The sequence below is a fragment of the Streptomyces mobaraensis NBRC 13819 = DSM 40847 genome, assembly GCF_017916255.1.
In the GTDB taxonomy this organism is placed as follows: Bacteria; Actinomycetota; Actinomycetes; order Streptomycetales; family Streptomycetaceae; genus Streptomyces; species Streptomyces mobaraensis.
In genome coordinates this window covers 6,155,490-6,171,345 of sequence record NZ_CP072827.1, presented here as the reverse complement: position 1 = coordinate 6,171,345, position 15,856 = coordinate 6,155,490, and the positions used below count along the sequence as shown (strand labels likewise).

The 15,856-nt window shown below is 74.8% G+C and carries 13 protein-coding genes and 1 tRNA gene; 4 read left to right on the top strand and 10 right to left on the bottom strand.

Going from position 1 to position 15,856, the window contains the following annotated elements; genetic code table 11:
- Positions 1-27: 27 nt before the first annotated feature.
- Entirely contained in the window at positions 28-819 is a 792-nt protein-coding gene (locus tag J7W19_RS26660) for a metallophosphoesterase family protein (RefSeq protein WP_004942241.1), read from the bottom strand.
- Between the two features lie 176 nt (positions 820-995).
- Between J7W19_RS26660 and J7W19_RS26655 the strand changes: the two genes are divergently transcribed.
- Entirely contained in the window at positions 996-1,532 is a 537-nt protein-coding gene (locus tag J7W19_RS26655) for a hypothetical protein (RefSeq protein WP_004942242.1), read from the top strand.
- Positions 1,533-1,549: 17 nt separating this feature from the next.
- Here J7W19_RS26655 and J7W19_RS26650 read toward each other — a convergent pair whose 3' ends face one another.
- Both J7W19_RS26650 and J7W19_RS26645 read right to left on the bottom strand, forming a co-directional pair.
- Entirely contained in the window at positions 1,550-2,389 is an 840-nt protein-coding gene (locus tag J7W19_RS26650) for an ABC transporter permease (protein ID WP_004942244.1), read from the bottom strand.
- Positions 2,386-3,375 carry an ATP-binding cassette domain-containing protein gene (locus J7W19_RS26645; protein WP_004942246.1) on the bottom strand — a complete coding sequence of 330 codons (990 nt, stop codon included), beginning with the start codon at positions 3,373-3,375 and terminating at the stop codon, positions 2,386-2,388. The genes J7W19_RS26650 and J7W19_RS26645 overlap by 4 nt, the downstream gene beginning before the upstream one ends.
- A 287-nt stretch (positions 3,376-3,662) precedes the next feature.
- On the opposite strand from J7W19_RS26645, the gene J7W19_RS26640 reads away from it, so the two are divergent.
- The 3 genes from J7W19_RS26640 (at position 3,663) to J7W19_RS26630 (ending at position 6,141) form a co-directional block, all read left to right on the top strand.
- A complete protein-coding gene (locus tag J7W19_RS26640) occupies positions 3,663-5,300 on the top strand; it encodes a sensor histidine kinase (protein ID WP_233478182.1) in 1,638 nt (545 codons plus the stop codon).
- Complete coding sequence (locus tag J7W19_RS26635; RefSeq protein WP_004942249.1) at positions 5,297-5,965, top strand: response regulator; 669 nt, start codon at positions 5,297-5,299, stop codon at positions 5,963-5,965. The genes J7W19_RS26640 and J7W19_RS26635 overlap by 4 nt, the downstream gene beginning before the upstream one ends.
- A 102-nt stretch (positions 5,966-6,067) precedes the next feature.
- Positions 6,068-6,141: transfer RNA gene (locus J7W19_RS26630), tRNA-Lys, on the top strand.
- A 72-nt stretch (positions 6,142-6,213) separates the two neighbouring features.
- Here the strand turns inward: J7W19_RS26630 and J7W19_RS26625 are convergent.
- The 7 genes from J7W19_RS26625 to J7W19_RS26595 form a co-directional block, all read right to left on the bottom strand.
- Positions 6,214-6,477, bottom strand: a complete 264-nt coding sequence (locus J7W19_RS26625; protein ID WP_004954210.1) for a hypothetical protein — start codon at positions 6,475-6,477, stop codon at positions 6,214-6,216.
- A gap of 83 nt (positions 6,478-6,560) precedes the next feature.
- Complete coding sequence (locus J7W19_RS26620) at positions 6,561-7,460, bottom strand: 4'-phosphopantetheinyl transferase family protein (protein ID WP_004954207.1); 900 nt, start codon at positions 7,458-7,460, stop codon at positions 6,561-6,563.
- Between the two features lie 142 nt (positions 7,461-7,602).
- Positions 7,603-10,656 carry an AMP-binding protein gene (locus tag J7W19_RS26615; RefSeq protein WP_004954204.1) on the bottom strand — a complete coding sequence of 1,018 codons (3,054 nt, stop codon included), beginning with the start codon at positions 10,654-10,656 and terminating at the stop codon, positions 7,603-7,605.
- A gap of 109 nt (positions 10,657-10,765) precedes the next feature.
- On the bottom strand, positions 10,766-11,407 hold the full coding sequence (locus J7W19_RS26610; RefSeq protein ID WP_004954203.1) for an isochorismatase family protein: 642 nt from the start codon (positions 11,405-11,407) through the stop codon (positions 10,766-10,768).
- Positions 11,408-11,654: 247 nt separating this feature from the next.
- Entirely contained in the window at positions 11,655-13,391 is a 1,737-nt protein-coding gene (locus J7W19_RS26605; RefSeq protein WP_004954200.1) for a (2,3-dihydroxybenzoyl)adenylate synthase, read from the bottom strand.
- Positions 13,388-14,719, bottom strand: coding sequence for an isochorismate synthase DhbC (gene dhbC / locus J7W19_RS26600; RefSeq protein ID WP_004954199.1), 1,332 nt, complete (start codon positions 14,717-14,719; stop codon positions 13,388-13,390). Before dhbC ends, J7W19_RS26605 begins: the two co-directional genes overlap by 4 nt.
- 285 nt (positions 14,720-15,004) lie before the next feature.
- Entirely contained in the window at positions 15,005-15,802 is a 798-nt protein-coding gene (locus J7W19_RS26595) for a 2,3-dihydro-2,3-dihydroxybenzoate dehydrogenase (protein ID WP_040892478.1), read from the bottom strand.
- Positions 15,803-15,856 lie beyond the last annotated feature (54 nt).

The window sequence follows — 15,856 nt, the reverse complement described above, 5'->3', positions numbered from 1 at the left end:
GCTCAAGTCCCCGTCGCTGCCACGCATTTAGCACGCCGACGGATCCGGCGACGCGGGAGCGTCCCTGCCGTCCCGGGGGCCGAACGCGCGGAGCGCCTCCGCGTCCGTCGTCCTCGCCCGGACGTAGTGGTCCGCCCAGGCGCGGGCCGCGGGGTAGGACGATTCCCTCGCCACCCGGTCCACGGCGGCGTCCACGTCGAACGGGGTGTGCCGCAGGTGCACCTGTCCGTCGCGGAGCAGGGCCCAGGACGCGCCCGGCCGGCCGTACGGCATGCCGACACTGCCGGAGTTGACGACGAGGCGGCGGTCGACAAGGCGGGCGTACGGCATGTGGGTGTGGCCGCAGACCACGGTCCGTACGTCGTCGGGGAGTTCGGCGAAGACCTCGGCCCAGCGGTCGAGGCGGGTGTCGACGAGGACGACCTCGGCGTCGTCGCGCGGGGTGCCGTGGCAGAAGACGACCCTGCCGTCGAAGCCGTCGACTTCCATGGTCACCGGGTGCGGCAGGTTCGCGAGGAGTTCCACGTCCTCGTCGCGCAGCCGCCGGGCGGCCCAGAGGTCCGGTTCCCAGGCGTCGTCCGGCGCCATCTCGCCCCGTGCCAGCGCGGCGAGTTCCCGGTCGGCGTTGCCGCGGACGAGGAGGGCCCGGTCGCCGAGGGCACGCAGCCGGTCCAGCGCTTCGAGGGGCTGCGGGCCGGCCGCGTGGTCGCCCGTGACGACGATCAGGTCGGCCGCGGTGACGTCCGGTTCGGCGAGGACCGCCTCCAGGGCCGGCAGTACGCCGTGGACGTCGGACAGGACGGCGACGCTCGCGACCATCGGGGAGCCTTTCGTTGAGCTGGCGTTCGAGCCGCAAGCCTAAGGTGCCCGCCGCACACGGCGGGGCGGCGACCGAAGGGGCGGCGGCTCCGGCGTTCGGCGGACCCCCGTGCCGTCGGCGGACTACCCTGCGGGCACGCCGCGCCACCCGCCGCGGTCGAGTGAGGAGGATTTCCGTGCCGTCCATCTGCGACCCCCAGTACGCTCCCGCCGGCGACGTGGGCGCGGCGCTCATGCTGATCGACTCCCGGCTCAAGACCGTCCAGGCGGGCAAGAGCCGGACGGATCCCGAACAGCGGGCGCTGATGGGACGGTTCACGGCCTCCCTCGACGCCGGGGGGGCCAACGACGTGCTGGACGGCGCGTGCACGCTCATCTTCATGTTCATGAAGTGGCTGCGCGAGGCGTACGAGGCGCACGGCAAGGACGTCTTCGCGTATGTGGTGCCCAACGTGGTCGGGACGATGCGCATGATGCCCAAGAGCGTCCGCCCCGAGGCGATCCCGACGATGGCCGGGCTGATCATCGCCGCGGGCGCCGATCTGAGCCCGAGCCTGTGGCGCAAGCAGTACGGGTTCTGGACCGAGGCCGAGATGAACCCGTTGGAGGTCACCGCCTTCCTGCTCGCCGATCACATCAACCGCCTCACCGACGACCCGGACTTCGCCACCCGGTTGATCACCGACGCGCTGTCGAGCGTGGACGAGGACTGACGGCCGGTCACGAGGGTTCACACATCCCGCCGTCGGACGACGAGGACGGCCAGTGCCACCGCGAGCAGCGGCCAGAGCACGTACACGGCCCAGGAACCGGCGACCGTCGGCGAGTAGGCGAGCGACACGGGGTCGGGATCCCAGCTCTGGACCAGGCGCGACCAGGCGGACGAGACCATCGCGTGCCGCACGTCCGCCGCCCAGCGGACGCGCTCCGAGAACATCGGGGGCAGCACCAGCAGCAGGAAGACGGCGGCGACCATGGTCGCGGCGGAGTGCCGGAGCAGGACGCCCAGGCCCAGACCGACCAGGGCGCAGACCGGCGCCAGCAGCGCGGTGGCGGTCAGCGCCCGGAAGACCCCGGGGTGGGTGATCGGGACGCCGGCGTGCCGCTCGTTCAGGACGGCCTGGGACGCGAGGAAGGAACCGGCGGAGGCGATCGTGCCGACCACCGTCCACAGCACGGCGGTGACCACCGCCTTGGCCAGGACGACCGAGCCGCGGGCGGGGACGGCCACGGTGGTGGCGCGGACCAGGCCGGTGCTGTACTCGCTCACGACGGTGAGGGCGCCGACGCTGCCGGCGACGAGGATCAGCGTCCAGGAGCCGGCCGGCGGATAGGCGTCGTAGGGGAGGAAGTCGGCGGGGCCGGGGCGGGTGTGGTGGTCCGACGCCGTCGCCGCGACGGCGGAGCCGACGACGAAGAGGAGGGTGAGGGCGACGGTCCAGGGGGTGGAGCGAAGGGACCGGGTTTTGATCCACTCGGCGGCCACGAGGTCGCGGAAGCGGACGGGGGCTTCAAGGGTCTGGGGGGTCTGGGGGGCCTCGCGGCCGGGAGGGGGCGTCGGGTTCGTCATCGGGGGCGTCCTGCCGGGTATTCCGTCGCGGTCGCGGTGAGTTCCATGAAGGCCGCCTCCAGGGAGGCGGTGTGGGGGGTGAGTTCGTCGAGGCGGATGCGGTGCTCGTGGGCGAGGGCGCCGATGCGGGCGGCCGGGAGGCCGGTCACGGTCAGGCGGCGCGTGGCGGCCGGGTTTTCCCGTTCGGGGGTCGGTCGCTCCCGTTCGGGGGTCGCGGCGTCTCGTTCCGGTTCGGGGGTCGGACCCTCCCGCTCCACGATCGCGCCCGCCGCGGTCAGGACGGCGGCCAGCTCCGCCGCCTGCGGCGTCGCCACCGCGACGGCGCGGTGGGTACCGCGCGTCGCGAAGTCCCGCAGCGGCTCGGCGGCGATGAGGCGGCCCCGGCCGATGACGATCAGGTCGTCGGCAGTGTTCTCCATCTCCGACATCAGGTGACTGGAGAGGAAGACGGTGCGCCCCTCGGCGGCCAGCCGCCGGAAGAGGTTGCGCACCCAGAGCACGCCCTCCGGGTCCATGCCGTTGACCGGTTCGTCGAAGAGGAGCACGGGCGGGTCGCCGAGCAGGGCCGCCGCGATGCCCAGCCGCTGCTTCATACCGAGGGAGAAGCCGCCGACGCGACGGTTCGCGGCCTCGGTCAGCCCCACCTCCGCCAGCGATTCGTCCACCCGGCGGCGCGGGAGGGCGTTGCTCCGGGCCAGGGCGGCCAGATGGGCCGCGGCGGTGCGCCCGCCGTGCACGTGGGAAGCGTCGAGGAGCGCGCCGACGTGCCGCAGGCCGCGCGGGTGGCGGCGGAAGGGGACGCCGTCGACGGTGGCCGCTCCGGCGGTGGGGGCGTCCAGGCCGAGGATCATCCGCAGGGTGGTGGACTTGCCGGCTCCGTTGGGGCCGAGGAATCCGGTGACCCGGCCGGGGCGGACGGTGAAGGACAGTCGGTCGACGGCGGTCTTGCCACCGTAGCGCTTGGTGAGTTCGCTGACTTCGATCATGGGCCCCAGCCTGGCCGGGATACCGGGGTACGGGCATGGGGCCGGGGGCGGTATTGCGGGTGGACGGGTTCGCCCGGGGGTGTACGTCCCCGGGCTGATGCCGGGTGGGGGGCGGGTGGTTAGTCTCACGGCGTGAAACCCCTGATGATCATGTCGTGGACGGCCGGACGGGCCGTCGGCCCCGGACTCGCACCGTGGGCCTCGCGCCGGGTGACGCGGTCGGGGACGTCCCGCCGGTGACGGGGGCGGGGGCGGGCAGGAGGGCGGGCGCGGGGACGGGGGCGGGCATGGGGGCGTGGACGGGGACGGGCATGGGCGCGAGCATGGGCACGGGCGCGAGCATGGGCGCCGGGACGGGGACGGGGGTGGGCGCAGGCATGGGCGCAGGCATGGGCATGGGCGCGGGGACAGGTACGAGGGCGGGCGCGAGGGCCCTGGCGTGGGCGGGAGGTGCCGGGTATCTCCTCGCCGTCGGACTGCTGGTGGGGGCCACGCGGTGGGCGTCGGACACGGCCCGCGGCATCGCGGGGCTGTCGGCCGTGAGCCTGCTCGTCGGCGTGGCGCGCCGGGCGCCGCTGCTCGCGCTGGGACTGGCGCTGGCCGGATCGACCCTGGTGGTGGCGGGCCCTCCGGGGCACGGTCCCGTCCGCCCTGAGGACGTCCGGGCGGATGCGGCGATGGCGTACCAGGGGCAGTTCCTGGCGTATCTGGGGGCGGACGCCGTCCTGGCCCTCGTCGTCGCCACCCGCGCCCGGCGGACGTCCGTCGCCGCCGTGGCCGTGACGGCCGCCGTCCAGCTGCCGGTGATCGGCCTGTTCGCGCACGGGGACAACATGACGGTCAACGCGGTGACCGCCGTCCTGGCGCTGTCCGCGAGCTGCACGGCCGGGCTGCTCAGCCGCGAGCGCCGCGAGCACGCGGTGGCGCTGCGCGCGCGGGAAGCGGCGCTGCGCGCGCAGGAGGTGGCCGAGGCGGTGACCGCCGAACGACTGCGGATCGCACGGGAGTTGCACGACATGGTCGCGCACAGCGTCGGCATCATCGCCATCCAGGCGGGGGTGGGGAGCCGGGTGATCGAGACGCAGCCGGCGGCGGCGCGCGACGCCCTGCGCGCGATCGAGTCCACCAGCAGGGAGACCCTGGCGGGGCTGCGGCGCACGCTGGTGTCGCTGCGACGGGCGCAGCGGAGCGCGGACGCCGTCGAAGCGCGGGACGCCGACGCCGCGGAACGGCCGCCGCTCGCCCCCGCGCCGGGGCTCGCGGACCTCGAACGGCTGGCGGCGTCGACGGCGGACGCGGGGGTCCGCGTCGACCTGCGCCGGGAGGGCGAGCGGCGCCCGCTGCCCGGTGACATCGACCTGTCCGCCTACCGGATCGCGCAGGAGGCGCTGACGAACGTGGTGCGGCACGCGGGGACCGGGCGGTGCCGGCTGACGGTGCGGTACGGCGAGGAGGAGCTGGTGGTGGAGGTCGTGGACGACGGGTGCGGCGGGATGGAAGGTGCGGCGGGTGCGGCGGGGGTGGCGGGGGCGGCCGGGGCGGCGGGGGCCGGTGCGGCCCCGGCCCGGGACACCGCCGGCTTCGGCATCATCGGCATGCGCGAGCGGGTCGGCCTGCTGGGCGGTCACCTCAGCGCCGGTCCGCGCGCCGAGGGGGGCTTCCGGGTGGCGGCCCGGCTGCCGCTGCCCGCGACCGCCGGGCGCGAGAAGCGGGTTGACGCCCCGGCGTCCGTCCCGGCATCCGCTCCGACTCCCGCCACGGCGTCCGTCCCGACTCCCGCCCCGGCATCCGTCCCGACGCCCGCCACGGCTTCTGCCCCGACACCCGCCCCAACCCCCGTCGCGGCATCCGCCCCGACTCCCGCCACGGCATCCGTCCCGACACCCGCCCCGACGTCCGCCGATCCCGCCACGGAGGCCCGATGACCGTCCGGATCCTGCTCGCCGACGACCAGCCGCTGGTGCGGTCCGGCCTGCGTGTACTCATGGCCGACCACCCCGGCCTGGAGGTCGTCGGCGAGGCCGCCACCGGCCTGGAGGCGGTCCGGCTCACCGGTGAACTCCTTCCCGACGTCGTGGTGATGGACATCCGGATGCCCGGTATGGACGGCATCGAGGCCACCCGGCGGATCACGGCCGGCCCGACGACGGCCCGCGTCCTCGTGCTCACCACCTTCGACGAGGACGAGCACGTCTACGGCGCCCTCCGGGCCGGCGCGAGCGGATTCGTCGTCAAGGACATGGCATTGGACGACATCCTCGCGGCGATCCGCGTGGTCGCGGCGGGCGACGCGCTGCTCGCGCCGGGCGTGACGCGCCGCCTGATCGCCGACTTCGCCGCGGAACGCTCGGAAGCCGCCGCACCGAGGCGTCCCCCCGCCGCGATCGAGGGCATCACCGAACGGGAACGGGAGGTACTGACCCTGGTCGGGCGCGGCCGGTCGAACAGCGAGATCGCCCAGGACCTGTTCATCACGGTGGCCACGGCCAAGTCGCACGTGTCGCGACTGCTCACGAAGCTGGGCGCCCGGGACCGGGTGCAGCTGGTGATCACCGCTTATGAGGCGGGGCTGGTGTCGCCTTGGAGCTGAGGCGAGGAGGCCGCGACCACGCATGACGCACAAGGGGCAGCACAGGGTAACCAGCCCCTGGCCGCATTTGCTTCGGCCGGAAGATCTGATAATTTTCTTCCCGCGCCGCTAGCTCAGTTGGTTAGAGCGGCTGACTCTTAATCAGCAGGTCCGGGGTTCGAGTCCCTGGTGGCGCACTGGAATTCGGGCCCCCGTCTCGCAAGAGGCGGGGGCCCGAGGCGTATTGACACCGTCCGCGCCCGCGCGCGTCATCGACGGCGTACGGTCACGAACCGCCCCAGCAGCCAGCCGATCACCAGCATCGCGGCGAGCGCGAGCCACAGCGGCGCCGACACCTCGGGGCCGATGATCCGGATCGTGACGTGCCGGGTGTTCTCGAAGACGAAGACGAGCGCCAGCACGGCGACGACCAACAGGACGACCCGCCCTGTCGTCGCCACCTCCCGCAGCCGGCTCCCCGCGGAACCGGCGCGGGACGGACCGCTCGTCGAGGACTTGCGCTTGGAGGCCATGCCCTCACCTTCGCAGCACGCCCGGCGCGGCGGGCACGGGACTGCTCCGTTCGGGTGAAGGGCGGCGAGGGCTGGGGGCGGCGTCAGGCGGTGGGCGGTTCGGGGGTCGCGAAGGCCGCCGCGGCCGTGTAGCCCTGGGGGGCCTCGACGTCGGACAGGGTCCAGCCGGGGGGTGACGTGGGGCGTGGGCCGCAGCCCACGTACGTCACCGACAGGCGTTCCGCGAGGCCGGTGCCGGTGCCCTTGAGGTACGCCTCCTTGCGTGTCCAGCAGCGGGAGAAGGCCGTCGTCCGGTCGGCGGGCGGGAGGGATTCCAGTTCGGCCACCTCCCGGGGGTGCAGCGAGCGGCCGACGCTGTCGACGACCGACGCCGGCTGCACCTCCTCCACGTCCGCCCCGACCGGCGTGTCCGCGAAGGCGAGCAGGGCCAGTTCGCCGGCGTGGGAGAGGTTGAAGCGCAGTGACGCGCCGGCCGCCGCCGGGCGGCCGTGCGGGGCGCCGCAGCAGGGGCAGGGTTCGCGGAACAGTTCGACGGCTGCCGGGGCCACGTCCAGGTACGCGCCGAGCAGCCGGCGCAGCGCGAGGTGCGCGGCGATGTAGCGGTCGCGGTGCAGGTCCCGGACGAAGGATGCGGCGCGGGCGCGTTCGCTCGCGTCCAGGACCGTCTCGTACTCCTCGCGAGGGGTCGGGCGGTCCCGGTCCGGCATGCGCAGCAGCCAGAGGGCGGGGGCGCCCGTGCCCGCTCCCGGGATCCAGGGGGCGGGGAGCGGGTCGCGGCCCAGGATCCGGGGGCGGAGGGGGGTGTTTCCCGGTTGCCCCTGGGCGTCGGGGGGCTGGGGTGACGCTGTGGGCGAGGCGTGCGTACGGGGTGCGGAGGACGCGCCGGCGGCCGGGCCGGAAGTGCCGGAGTCGCCCGCGGTACCGGTGGCGCCCGGCCTTCCGGTCGTATGCGCCGCGCCCGGCTCACCCGGTGTGCTGGGCAAGGGCCTCACCCCGTCGTCTCTCGTCCCCGTCATACGTCCCGGGCCGTGAACGGCGCCCGGGCGGGCCAGCGTACCCGTGTCGCGTTCGACCGGCCTCGGCGGCGGCATCCGCCGAGGCCGGAGCTTGATGGCGGGGGGCAAGTCATCCCGCCGGTGCGCCGTCGGCCGGTGCCGTTCCGGGTGGCTCTCCGCCGCCGGTCGGGCCCTGGCAGCCGTCCGGGTCGGATGCGGCGAGGAGTTCGACGCCGCCGTCCGCGCGGCGGCGGGCCCCTCGACCCGTACGGTACATCCGCGTTCCGGGCGGCCCGTACGGGTCGGCCGGGAAACGCCCGGCGGTACGGGCCGGGTGGCCGGCGTACCCCATGGCGAGCGGGGTGCCCGCGATGTACAACTCGCCCGGGACGCCCGGCGGACAGGGCCTGAGCGCCGGGTCGAGGACGTGGAGGCGCGCGTTCCAGACGGGCCGGACGGTTCCGTGCGGCGCGGCCCCCTCTGGCGCCCACGTGCGGTGCGCCGCCGAGGGCGCCTCCGGTGGGCCGAAGTGGTGGTGCAGGGCGGTGTGCGGCAGTAGGCGGGTGAAGCGATCGGCGGTCGCCTGGTCCGGCGGTTCCCCGCCGGTCAGGACGTGCCGCAACCGTCCGCACTCCCCCGCTTCCGGCGCACCCAGGAACTTCCGGAGGGCGGCGGTGTCGAAGCGGGCTACGGTGATGCCGTGTTCGCGTACGCGACGCGCGGGTGATGGGACCGGCGCGCCGGCTTCGCCGGCCTCGTCGGGCCGGTCATCCGGTCCGGTCTCGGCCGCGGGTGCGTCGGCACCGCAGCCGCTCGCCCGGCCGTCCGCCGCCTCGTTACCGCTCGTACCGCTCGTACCGGTCTCACCGGTCTCCGGCGCGGCCAGGACGAGCGTCGCTCCCTCGCGCAGGGGCCACAGCACTTCAACCGCCAAGGTGTCCGGGGAGGAGGGGCCTTGGAGGAGGAGTCGGTCGGCGGGTGTGAGGGGGTGGTGGTGTTGGAGCCAGCGGAGGCGGTTGTCGAGAGCGGAGTGGGGGACGACGACGGTGTGGTGGTTGGTGTTGGTGGTGCGGGTGGCGTAGGCGGGGTCGTGGGGGGTCAGTGCGCGGGCCGGATCGACGGGTGGGTGGGCGGCCAGGACGGCCGGGAGGTCAGGGTCGTCCAGCAGGACGGTTCGGGGGCCTTCCGCGGACCGGGCGGAACAGGCCGACCGGGTGGACGCGGTCGTCAAGACGCAGACTGGTACGGTCGGTTCACCGTACGGACCGGCGGCGCGTGGGCCGCCGATGGCGTGCGAATCCTTCCCGCGTGCCTCCCCTTCCCCCGAGAACAAGCAAGCGCCGCCCGCCTTCAGGACGGCGAGCAGGGCCACCACCCCGGCGGTCGACCAGGGCAGGTCGACGGCGGCGAAGGTGCCGGGGCGGACGCCGAGGGTGGTGAGGTGGCGGGCCAGGCGGTTGGCGCGGGCGTTCAGGCGGGCGTAGGTCAGGCGCTCGTCGCCGGCGACGAGGGCGGTCGCCTCGGGGGTCCGGGCGGCACGGGCCTCGAAGGGGCCGATCGCCGTCGTGGCCGGAACGGGAACGGCCGTGTCGTTGCCTTCGCGAAGGGCGCGTTCGTGTTCCTCGTCAGGGACGAGGGACAGGTCGGAGAGCGGTACGTGGGGGTCCAGGGCCGGGAGGCGGGTCAGCAGGGCGTGCAGGGCATGCCGTTGCTCCTGAGGCTCGGACGGATGGTCGGTCCATGTGTCCACTCGGAGGCCCTCGTCCGCCGTCTCGCCGGAGGGGAAGCGGAAGGTGACGGCTGCCCCCTCGCCGGTCTTCTCGGGGGTGAGCGCGTGGAGCGTGGAGGGCGCGCCGGCGAAGGCGACCGGTTCCACGGCCGGGACGACGTCGACCAGCGGTCCGGCGAGGGCGGGATGCCCGGCCGGGAGACCGAGGTCGCGGCGGAGGTCGGCGCGGCGGTAGCGCTGGTGCGCACGGGCCTCGCGGACGGCGTCGTCGGCCTGCCGGACCAGGCCGGCGAGGGTGGCGTCGGGGCTGACGGCGAGTCGCAGCGGAACCGTGTTCCGTACGGTCCCGGGCACGCGCAGCGCCGCCGGTCCCGTGCGTCCCGGCAGCGGCAGGCCGAGGAAGACGTCCCGGCGCCCGGTGGCGCGGCACAGGTGCAGGGCCTGGGCGGCGAGGAGCAGCCCGGTCCGGGAACCCCGGACGGACGCGGCGAGTTCGCACAGCCCGGCCGTGGTCTCGGCGTCGAGGTGGAAGGTGTTCCCGGTGGGATGGGGATGACGGTGGTGATCGCTTGAGGTGTGGCTCGCGTCGTCGTCCCCGACGGTCGGGTGCGCGAGCCGGCTCCGCCAGTACGCGCGGTCCCGTTCGCGGGCGGGCGAGGCGCGGTAGGCCGCGTCCTCGGCGACGAGGTCCGCGAGCCGGCCGAACGGGCTGGGGCCCGGGTCCTCGCCGGCCGCCAGGGCCGTGTACACCTCGGCCACCCGGCGGTCCACCAGCCGGTGGCCGTGCGCGTCGAGCAGGGCCCGGTGCACCCGCCGGTACCAGAGCCAGCGCCGGTCGCCGACGCGGAACAGCGCGTACGCGAACAGCGGCCCGCCGTCCGGGTCGAACCCCCGGACGAGGTCCGCGCGCATCCACGTCAGCGCGGTGCGGAACGCCTCCGGGTCCTCACCGCCGTCTCCCCCACCGGTCTCGCCCATCCCTTCCGTCACACGCAAGTCCGCGGCGCAGAGCGGGAACCCGTGGCCCGGCGGCTCGATCGCGATCGGCCGCTGGCGGGGACCGTCCGGAGTGTCGACGACGCGCATGCGCAAAGCGTCCGCCTCGCCGACCGTGCGGTGCAGCGCCTCCGCGAACAGGACCGGGTCGAGCGGGCCGCGGATCTCCCGGTACGCGGCGGTGATCGGCGCGGCGGTGATCGGCGCGGCGGTGACCGACGTCGCGCTGACCTGCGTCGCTCCGCCCTGCTCGCGGCCCGGCCGGGACCACAGCTCGCGCTGGGCGGCCGTCAGGCGCAGCCCTGGCGGTGCCGCGGCCTCGGGGGCGGTGCGCTCCCGGGAGTTCTCCAGCGAGTTCTCCAGCGCGTTCTCGCGGGCGTTCTCCCGGGCGTCCCCCGGAGCGCTCTCCCGGACGGCGGAAGGCGGAAGCGGGAACCGGTCGAGGGTCCGTACGGTCACCGTCGCGCTCCCGGCGTCGTCACGGGAACCGCCGGGCGGAACCCACCGCGGTCGCCACGGCCCGGCCGCCGGGTGCGGCGGCGCGGGTCTCGGTTCGGGGACATGGCCGTCAGTTCCCCTCGGCGCCCGTCAGGATCCGGTCGGTCGTGGTGACGACGGCGCACTTGGCGGCGGCCCAGCGCAGGGCCATGGCGTGGTCGTCAGCCGAGAAGTCGGCCACGGCGTCCGCGACGACGAACGGCCGGATGTCGCGCATCCACGCGTCGCAGGCCGTCATCAGGACACCGATGTGCGCGTAGACGCCGACGACGACGAGCTGGTCACGGCCCTGCGCGGCCATCCGCTCGGCCAGGTCGGAGCGGACGAACGCGCTGTACTTCCACTTGGTGAGGACGGTGTCCCCGGCGTCGGGCGCCACCGCCTCGGCGATGGCCTCCGCGTGCCCGTCGGCGGGCAGTCCGGGCCCCCAGAAGTCCTGCTGGAGGCCGCGCTCGGCGGGGCTCTGGCCGCCGGGCTGCGCCGAGTACACGACCGGGATGCCGAGCCGCGCGCACTCCTTCTTCAACCGGCCGACGTTGGCGAGCAGTTCGGTCACCGGCGAGGCACCGGCCGTGAAGGCGCCGAGGAAGTAGTTCTGGAGGTCGTGGACGAGCAGGACCGCGCGGTCCGGGTCGACGGTCCAGTCCACCTTGTTCGCCGGGAGGTCGGCCTCGGCGGGCATGGGGTAGGGGGTGATGGCGGGGAGCGCCATGGTGCGGTGGCCTTTCGGTGGGGTCGTGAGCGGGCGGCTCGCGCCGCGCTGTCGGCTGTCGCTGATGTGCTTGATCGCTGCTGTTCGCTGTTGCTGTCCTGCGGTTCGCGGTCGCTGTCTTACGACTCGCGGTCGCCGGTGCCGGTCCGGAAACCGTTCGCCGGTGCCGGTCCGGAAACCGTTCGCCGGTGCCGGTCCGGAAACCGTTCGCCGGTGCCGGTCCGGAAACCGTCTCCCACCCGCCCCCTCAGCGCCCCTTCCTCGCCAGCTCCGCCGCGATCGCCGCCCTGAGGTCCTTCTTCGACACCTTGCCGACCCCGGTCTGCGGGAAGGCGTCCGTGAACTCCACGCGGTCCGGGACCTTGTAGTCGGCCAGCCCCCGGCCGCGGATGAACTTCTTCAGCGCCGCCGACCGCACCGGCTCGGCGCCCTCTCGCAACACCACGTAGGCGCAGGTGCGTTCGCCGAGGTACGGATCGGGCATGGAGACCACGGCGGCGTCGTGCACCGAGGGGTGGGCCAGGATGTGGTTCTCGATCTCCTCGGCCGCGACCTTCTCGCCGCCCCGGTTGATCTGGTCCTTGGCCCGGCCCTCGACGACGAGGTAGCCGTCCTCCGTCAGGCGCACGACGTCACCGGTGCGGTAGAAGCCGTCGTGAGTGAAGGACGTGGCGTTGTGCTCGGGCGCGCGCCAGTATCCGCGGATGGTGTACGGGCCCCGGGTGAGCAGGTGCCCGGTCTCGCCCGCGGGCAGGTCGCGGTCCTCGTCGTCGACGACGCGGATCTCGTCGTCGGGGGAGATCGGCCGGCCCTGGGTGCCGACGATGATCTCCTCGGGGTCGTCGAGGCGCGTGTAGTTGACCAGGCCCTCGGCCATGCCGAACACCTGCTGGAGGGTGCAGCCGAGGGCGGGCCGCACCCGTCGGGCGGCCTCCTCGCTGAACTTCGCGCCGCCCACGAGGAGCACCTCCAGGCTGGACAGGTCGTACGGAGTGGCGGCCGCCGCCTCCGTCCAGACGAGGGCGAGCGGCGGCACCAGGCCGGTGAGGGTGACGCCCTCGCGCTCGATGAGCGGGAACGCCACGTCCGGGCTGGGCCGCGGCGCGAGGACCACCCGGGCACCGGCGTAGAGGGCGCCCAGCGTGCCCGGCGAGCTCAGCGGGAAGTTGTGGGCGGCGGGCAGGGCGCAGAGGTAGACGCTGTGCTCGTCGACGCGGCAGATCTCGTTGGAGCCGCGCAGCGAGTAGATGTAGTCGTCGTGCGTGCGCGGGATGAGTTTGGGTACGCCGGTGGAGCCGCCGGAGAGCTGGAGGAAGGCGAGTTCGTGCGGTTCGGGTCCGGCGTACGCGGCGTCGAAGGCCCCGGCGTCCGCCGTCGGCACGTCCGCGAGGGCGGTGTGCGGCCCGGGGTCGCCGGCGACGAGGACGTGCCGGAGGGTGGGCACCTCGGCCCGGACGCGGGAGGCGAGTTCGCGGTGGTCGTAGCCGCCCGCGACGTCGGGGATCACGTACGCGGCGGCCTCGGTGAAGGCGCAGAAGTGCCGGATCTCGCTGTCGCGGTGCGCGGGCAGGGCGAACACCGGCAGGGCGCCGACGCGGAACAGCGCGAAGACGACCTCGAAGAACTCGGCCACGTTGGGGAGTTGGACGACGACGCGGTCGCCCTTGCCGACGCCGAGGGCCAGCAGCCCGGCGGCCATCCGGTCCGCCCGCCCGTCGAGCTCCCCGTACGTCCAGCGGCGGGTGGTGGAGCCGTCCGGGGCGGGGCCGGGGTCGACGATCGCGATCCGGTCGGGGTGGGCGGCGGCGCGGTCGCGCAGCATCCGTCCGAAGGTCTCGCCGCGCCAGTAGCCGGCGGCGCGGTAGCGCTCGGCGAACTCGGCCGGGTACGCGACGAACTCGGGCTGGTTGCCGGGCGCGTCGCCGGACCCGGTACGCCCCCGGGCGCCCGCCGCCGTACCGCCGCCGTCCTGGATATCCGTCACTGGTCCACTCCCACTGCCTGCAAGAACGTACGGAACTTGGCGCCGGTCTCGGCGGTCTCCGCCTCCGGGTCCGACTGCTCGACCACGCCCGCCCCGGCGTACAGCCGCAGCCGCCGGGCGGCCGGTTCGGCCTCCGCGCAGCGGATGGTGACGACCCACTCGCCGTCGCCGTCGGCGTCGCCCCAGCCGACCATCCCGGTGAACGCGCCGCGGTCGAACGGTTCGAGCTCCCCGATGACGCGGCGGGCGGTGTCGGTCGGGGTGCCGCAGACGGCGGGGGTGGGGTGGAGGGCGCAGGCCAGCTCCAGCGCGGAGACGGACGGGTCGGCCGGCTCGGCGCGGAGGGTGGTGGAGAGGTGCCACATGGTGGCCGTGCGCACGAGGGTGGGGCGTTCGGGGACGTCGAGGGAGCGGCAGTACGGGGCGAGCGCGTCGCGGATCGCGTCGACGACCATGGCGTGCTCGTGCAGGTCCTTCTCGGACTCCAGCAGGGCCGCCGCCCGGCGGACGTCCTCGGCCAGGTCGGCGCTGCGCGGCGTCGAACCGGCGAGGGGGTTGGTGACGATCCGTCCGCCCCGCTTGGAGACGAGCAGTTCGGGGCTGGCGCCGAGCAGCGTCCGGCCGGGGCCGGACGGCACCGCGAAGGTGTAGCCCGTGGGGTCGCGGCGGGCGAGGCGGTCGAGCAGCGCGGGGAGGTCGAGGTCGCGGGAGGAGGTGAGGCGGAGGGTGCGGGAGAGGACGACCTTCCCGAACTCCCCGTCCTTCATCCGGCGCACCGCCTCGGCGACGGCCGCCGCGTAACCGGCGGGCGCGGGCTCCGGACGGACGTCCCACTCGGCGGCGGGCGGGGGCACGGCGGGGAGCGCCATGAGCGGGTCGGCGGCCGGCGACGGAGCGGTGCGGACGGTCTCCGGGACGGCGAGGGCGGCCGGTGCGCTCCGGTCGAAGGGCACGGACCCGATGACGAGGGGCGTGGGGTGGCCCGCGCGCCGCTGGGTCTCCAGGGTCTCGGCGACGCGCCGCGCCAACGGGGCGTCTCCGTGCGGGACTTCGGCGCGTACGCCGCGGGCGAGGAGGGTGCGGGTGGGCGAGGCGAAGAAGCGGGTGTCGTGGGGGTCGTAGGCGTGGAGGAGTTCGGTCGCGGCGCCGACGGCTTCGACGGCGCCGCGCCGTTCGGCGTCGTTCCGCGAGGTTTTCGGGGATGCGAGTGGTGTGGGTGGTGCGGATGGCGTGCGTGACGTGGGTGAAGCGGATATCGCACCGGTGGCGCCGGCGCGCCCGGCGGGCTCGTTCGGCGGCGGGGCGGTGACGTGCTGAACCGTGGTCACCTGCTGCTCCGTTCCTCCGGCGCGAGTGGACGCCGGGCGTGGGGTGGGGGGTGGGGGTGGGGTCCGGCCGGTCCCCGGGGGGGGCGACGGGAGGGGCCAGGGCGCCGGGAGGGGCTGGACGGGACCAGGAGTGCCGAAAGGGAAGCGACGGGGCAGGGTGAGCGCCCGCCAGGGGGCGTCGGCCGGGCCCGGGCCGACGCCCCCGAGGCCGCACCGACGGGAGGCTCGCCTTCCCCGGCCGCCGACGGGCACCACCGTCGGGAAACCACCGGCCGAAACGTTCCGTCAGGCGCGCAGCGTCGCGCCGCCGTCCACGTACAGGTTGTGCATGGTGATGTGCCGGGCCCGGTCCGAGACGAGGAAGGCGACGGCGTCGGCGATGTCCGAGGGTTCGGCGATCCGGCCGAGGGGGATGCCGACGCGGTACGTGCCGGGGTCGCCGTCGATGACGCGGGCGGGCGCCTCGTCGTCCGTCCACAGCGCCCGTTGCATGGCGGTGTCGGTGGAACCGGGGGACACGACGTTGCAGCGCACGCCGCTGCGGCCGAGTTCGAGGCCCAGGCATTTGGTGAACATGGTCGCCGCCGCCTTGGACGCCGCGTAGGCGGCCATGCCGGTCCGGGGCACGCCCGCCGCGTTGGAACCGACCGTCACCACGCAGCCGGCGCCGCGCGCGGCCATCCGGCGGGCGACGGCGCGGGAGGCGACGAAGACGCCGGTGGTGTTGACGGCGAAGGTGCGGTCCCACATCTCGTCGGTGAGGGCGACGACGGGCGAGGAGTGCAGGACCCCGGCCACGTTGACGAGGATGCCGAGCGGCCCGACGGACGTCTCCACCTCCTCGACGACGGCCTCGACGGCGGCGGCGTCCGAGACGTCGGCGGTGTGGGCGGTGACCCGCTCGGGCCCGTACTCCGCCGCCAGTTCGCCGATGCCGTCGGGCACCGCGTCGAGGGCCGCGACCCGGGCTCCCCGTGCGACGAGGGCCCGGACCACGGCCTCGCCTATGCCCTGTCCGGCGCCGGTGACCAGCGCGACGCGGCCGGAGAGTTCAGTGTGCTCCACGACGGGTTCCCCCACCATCCAGTGCGAATAAGGTAAGCCTTACCTTACATGAGCTGCCGGCCTGGGGGAATC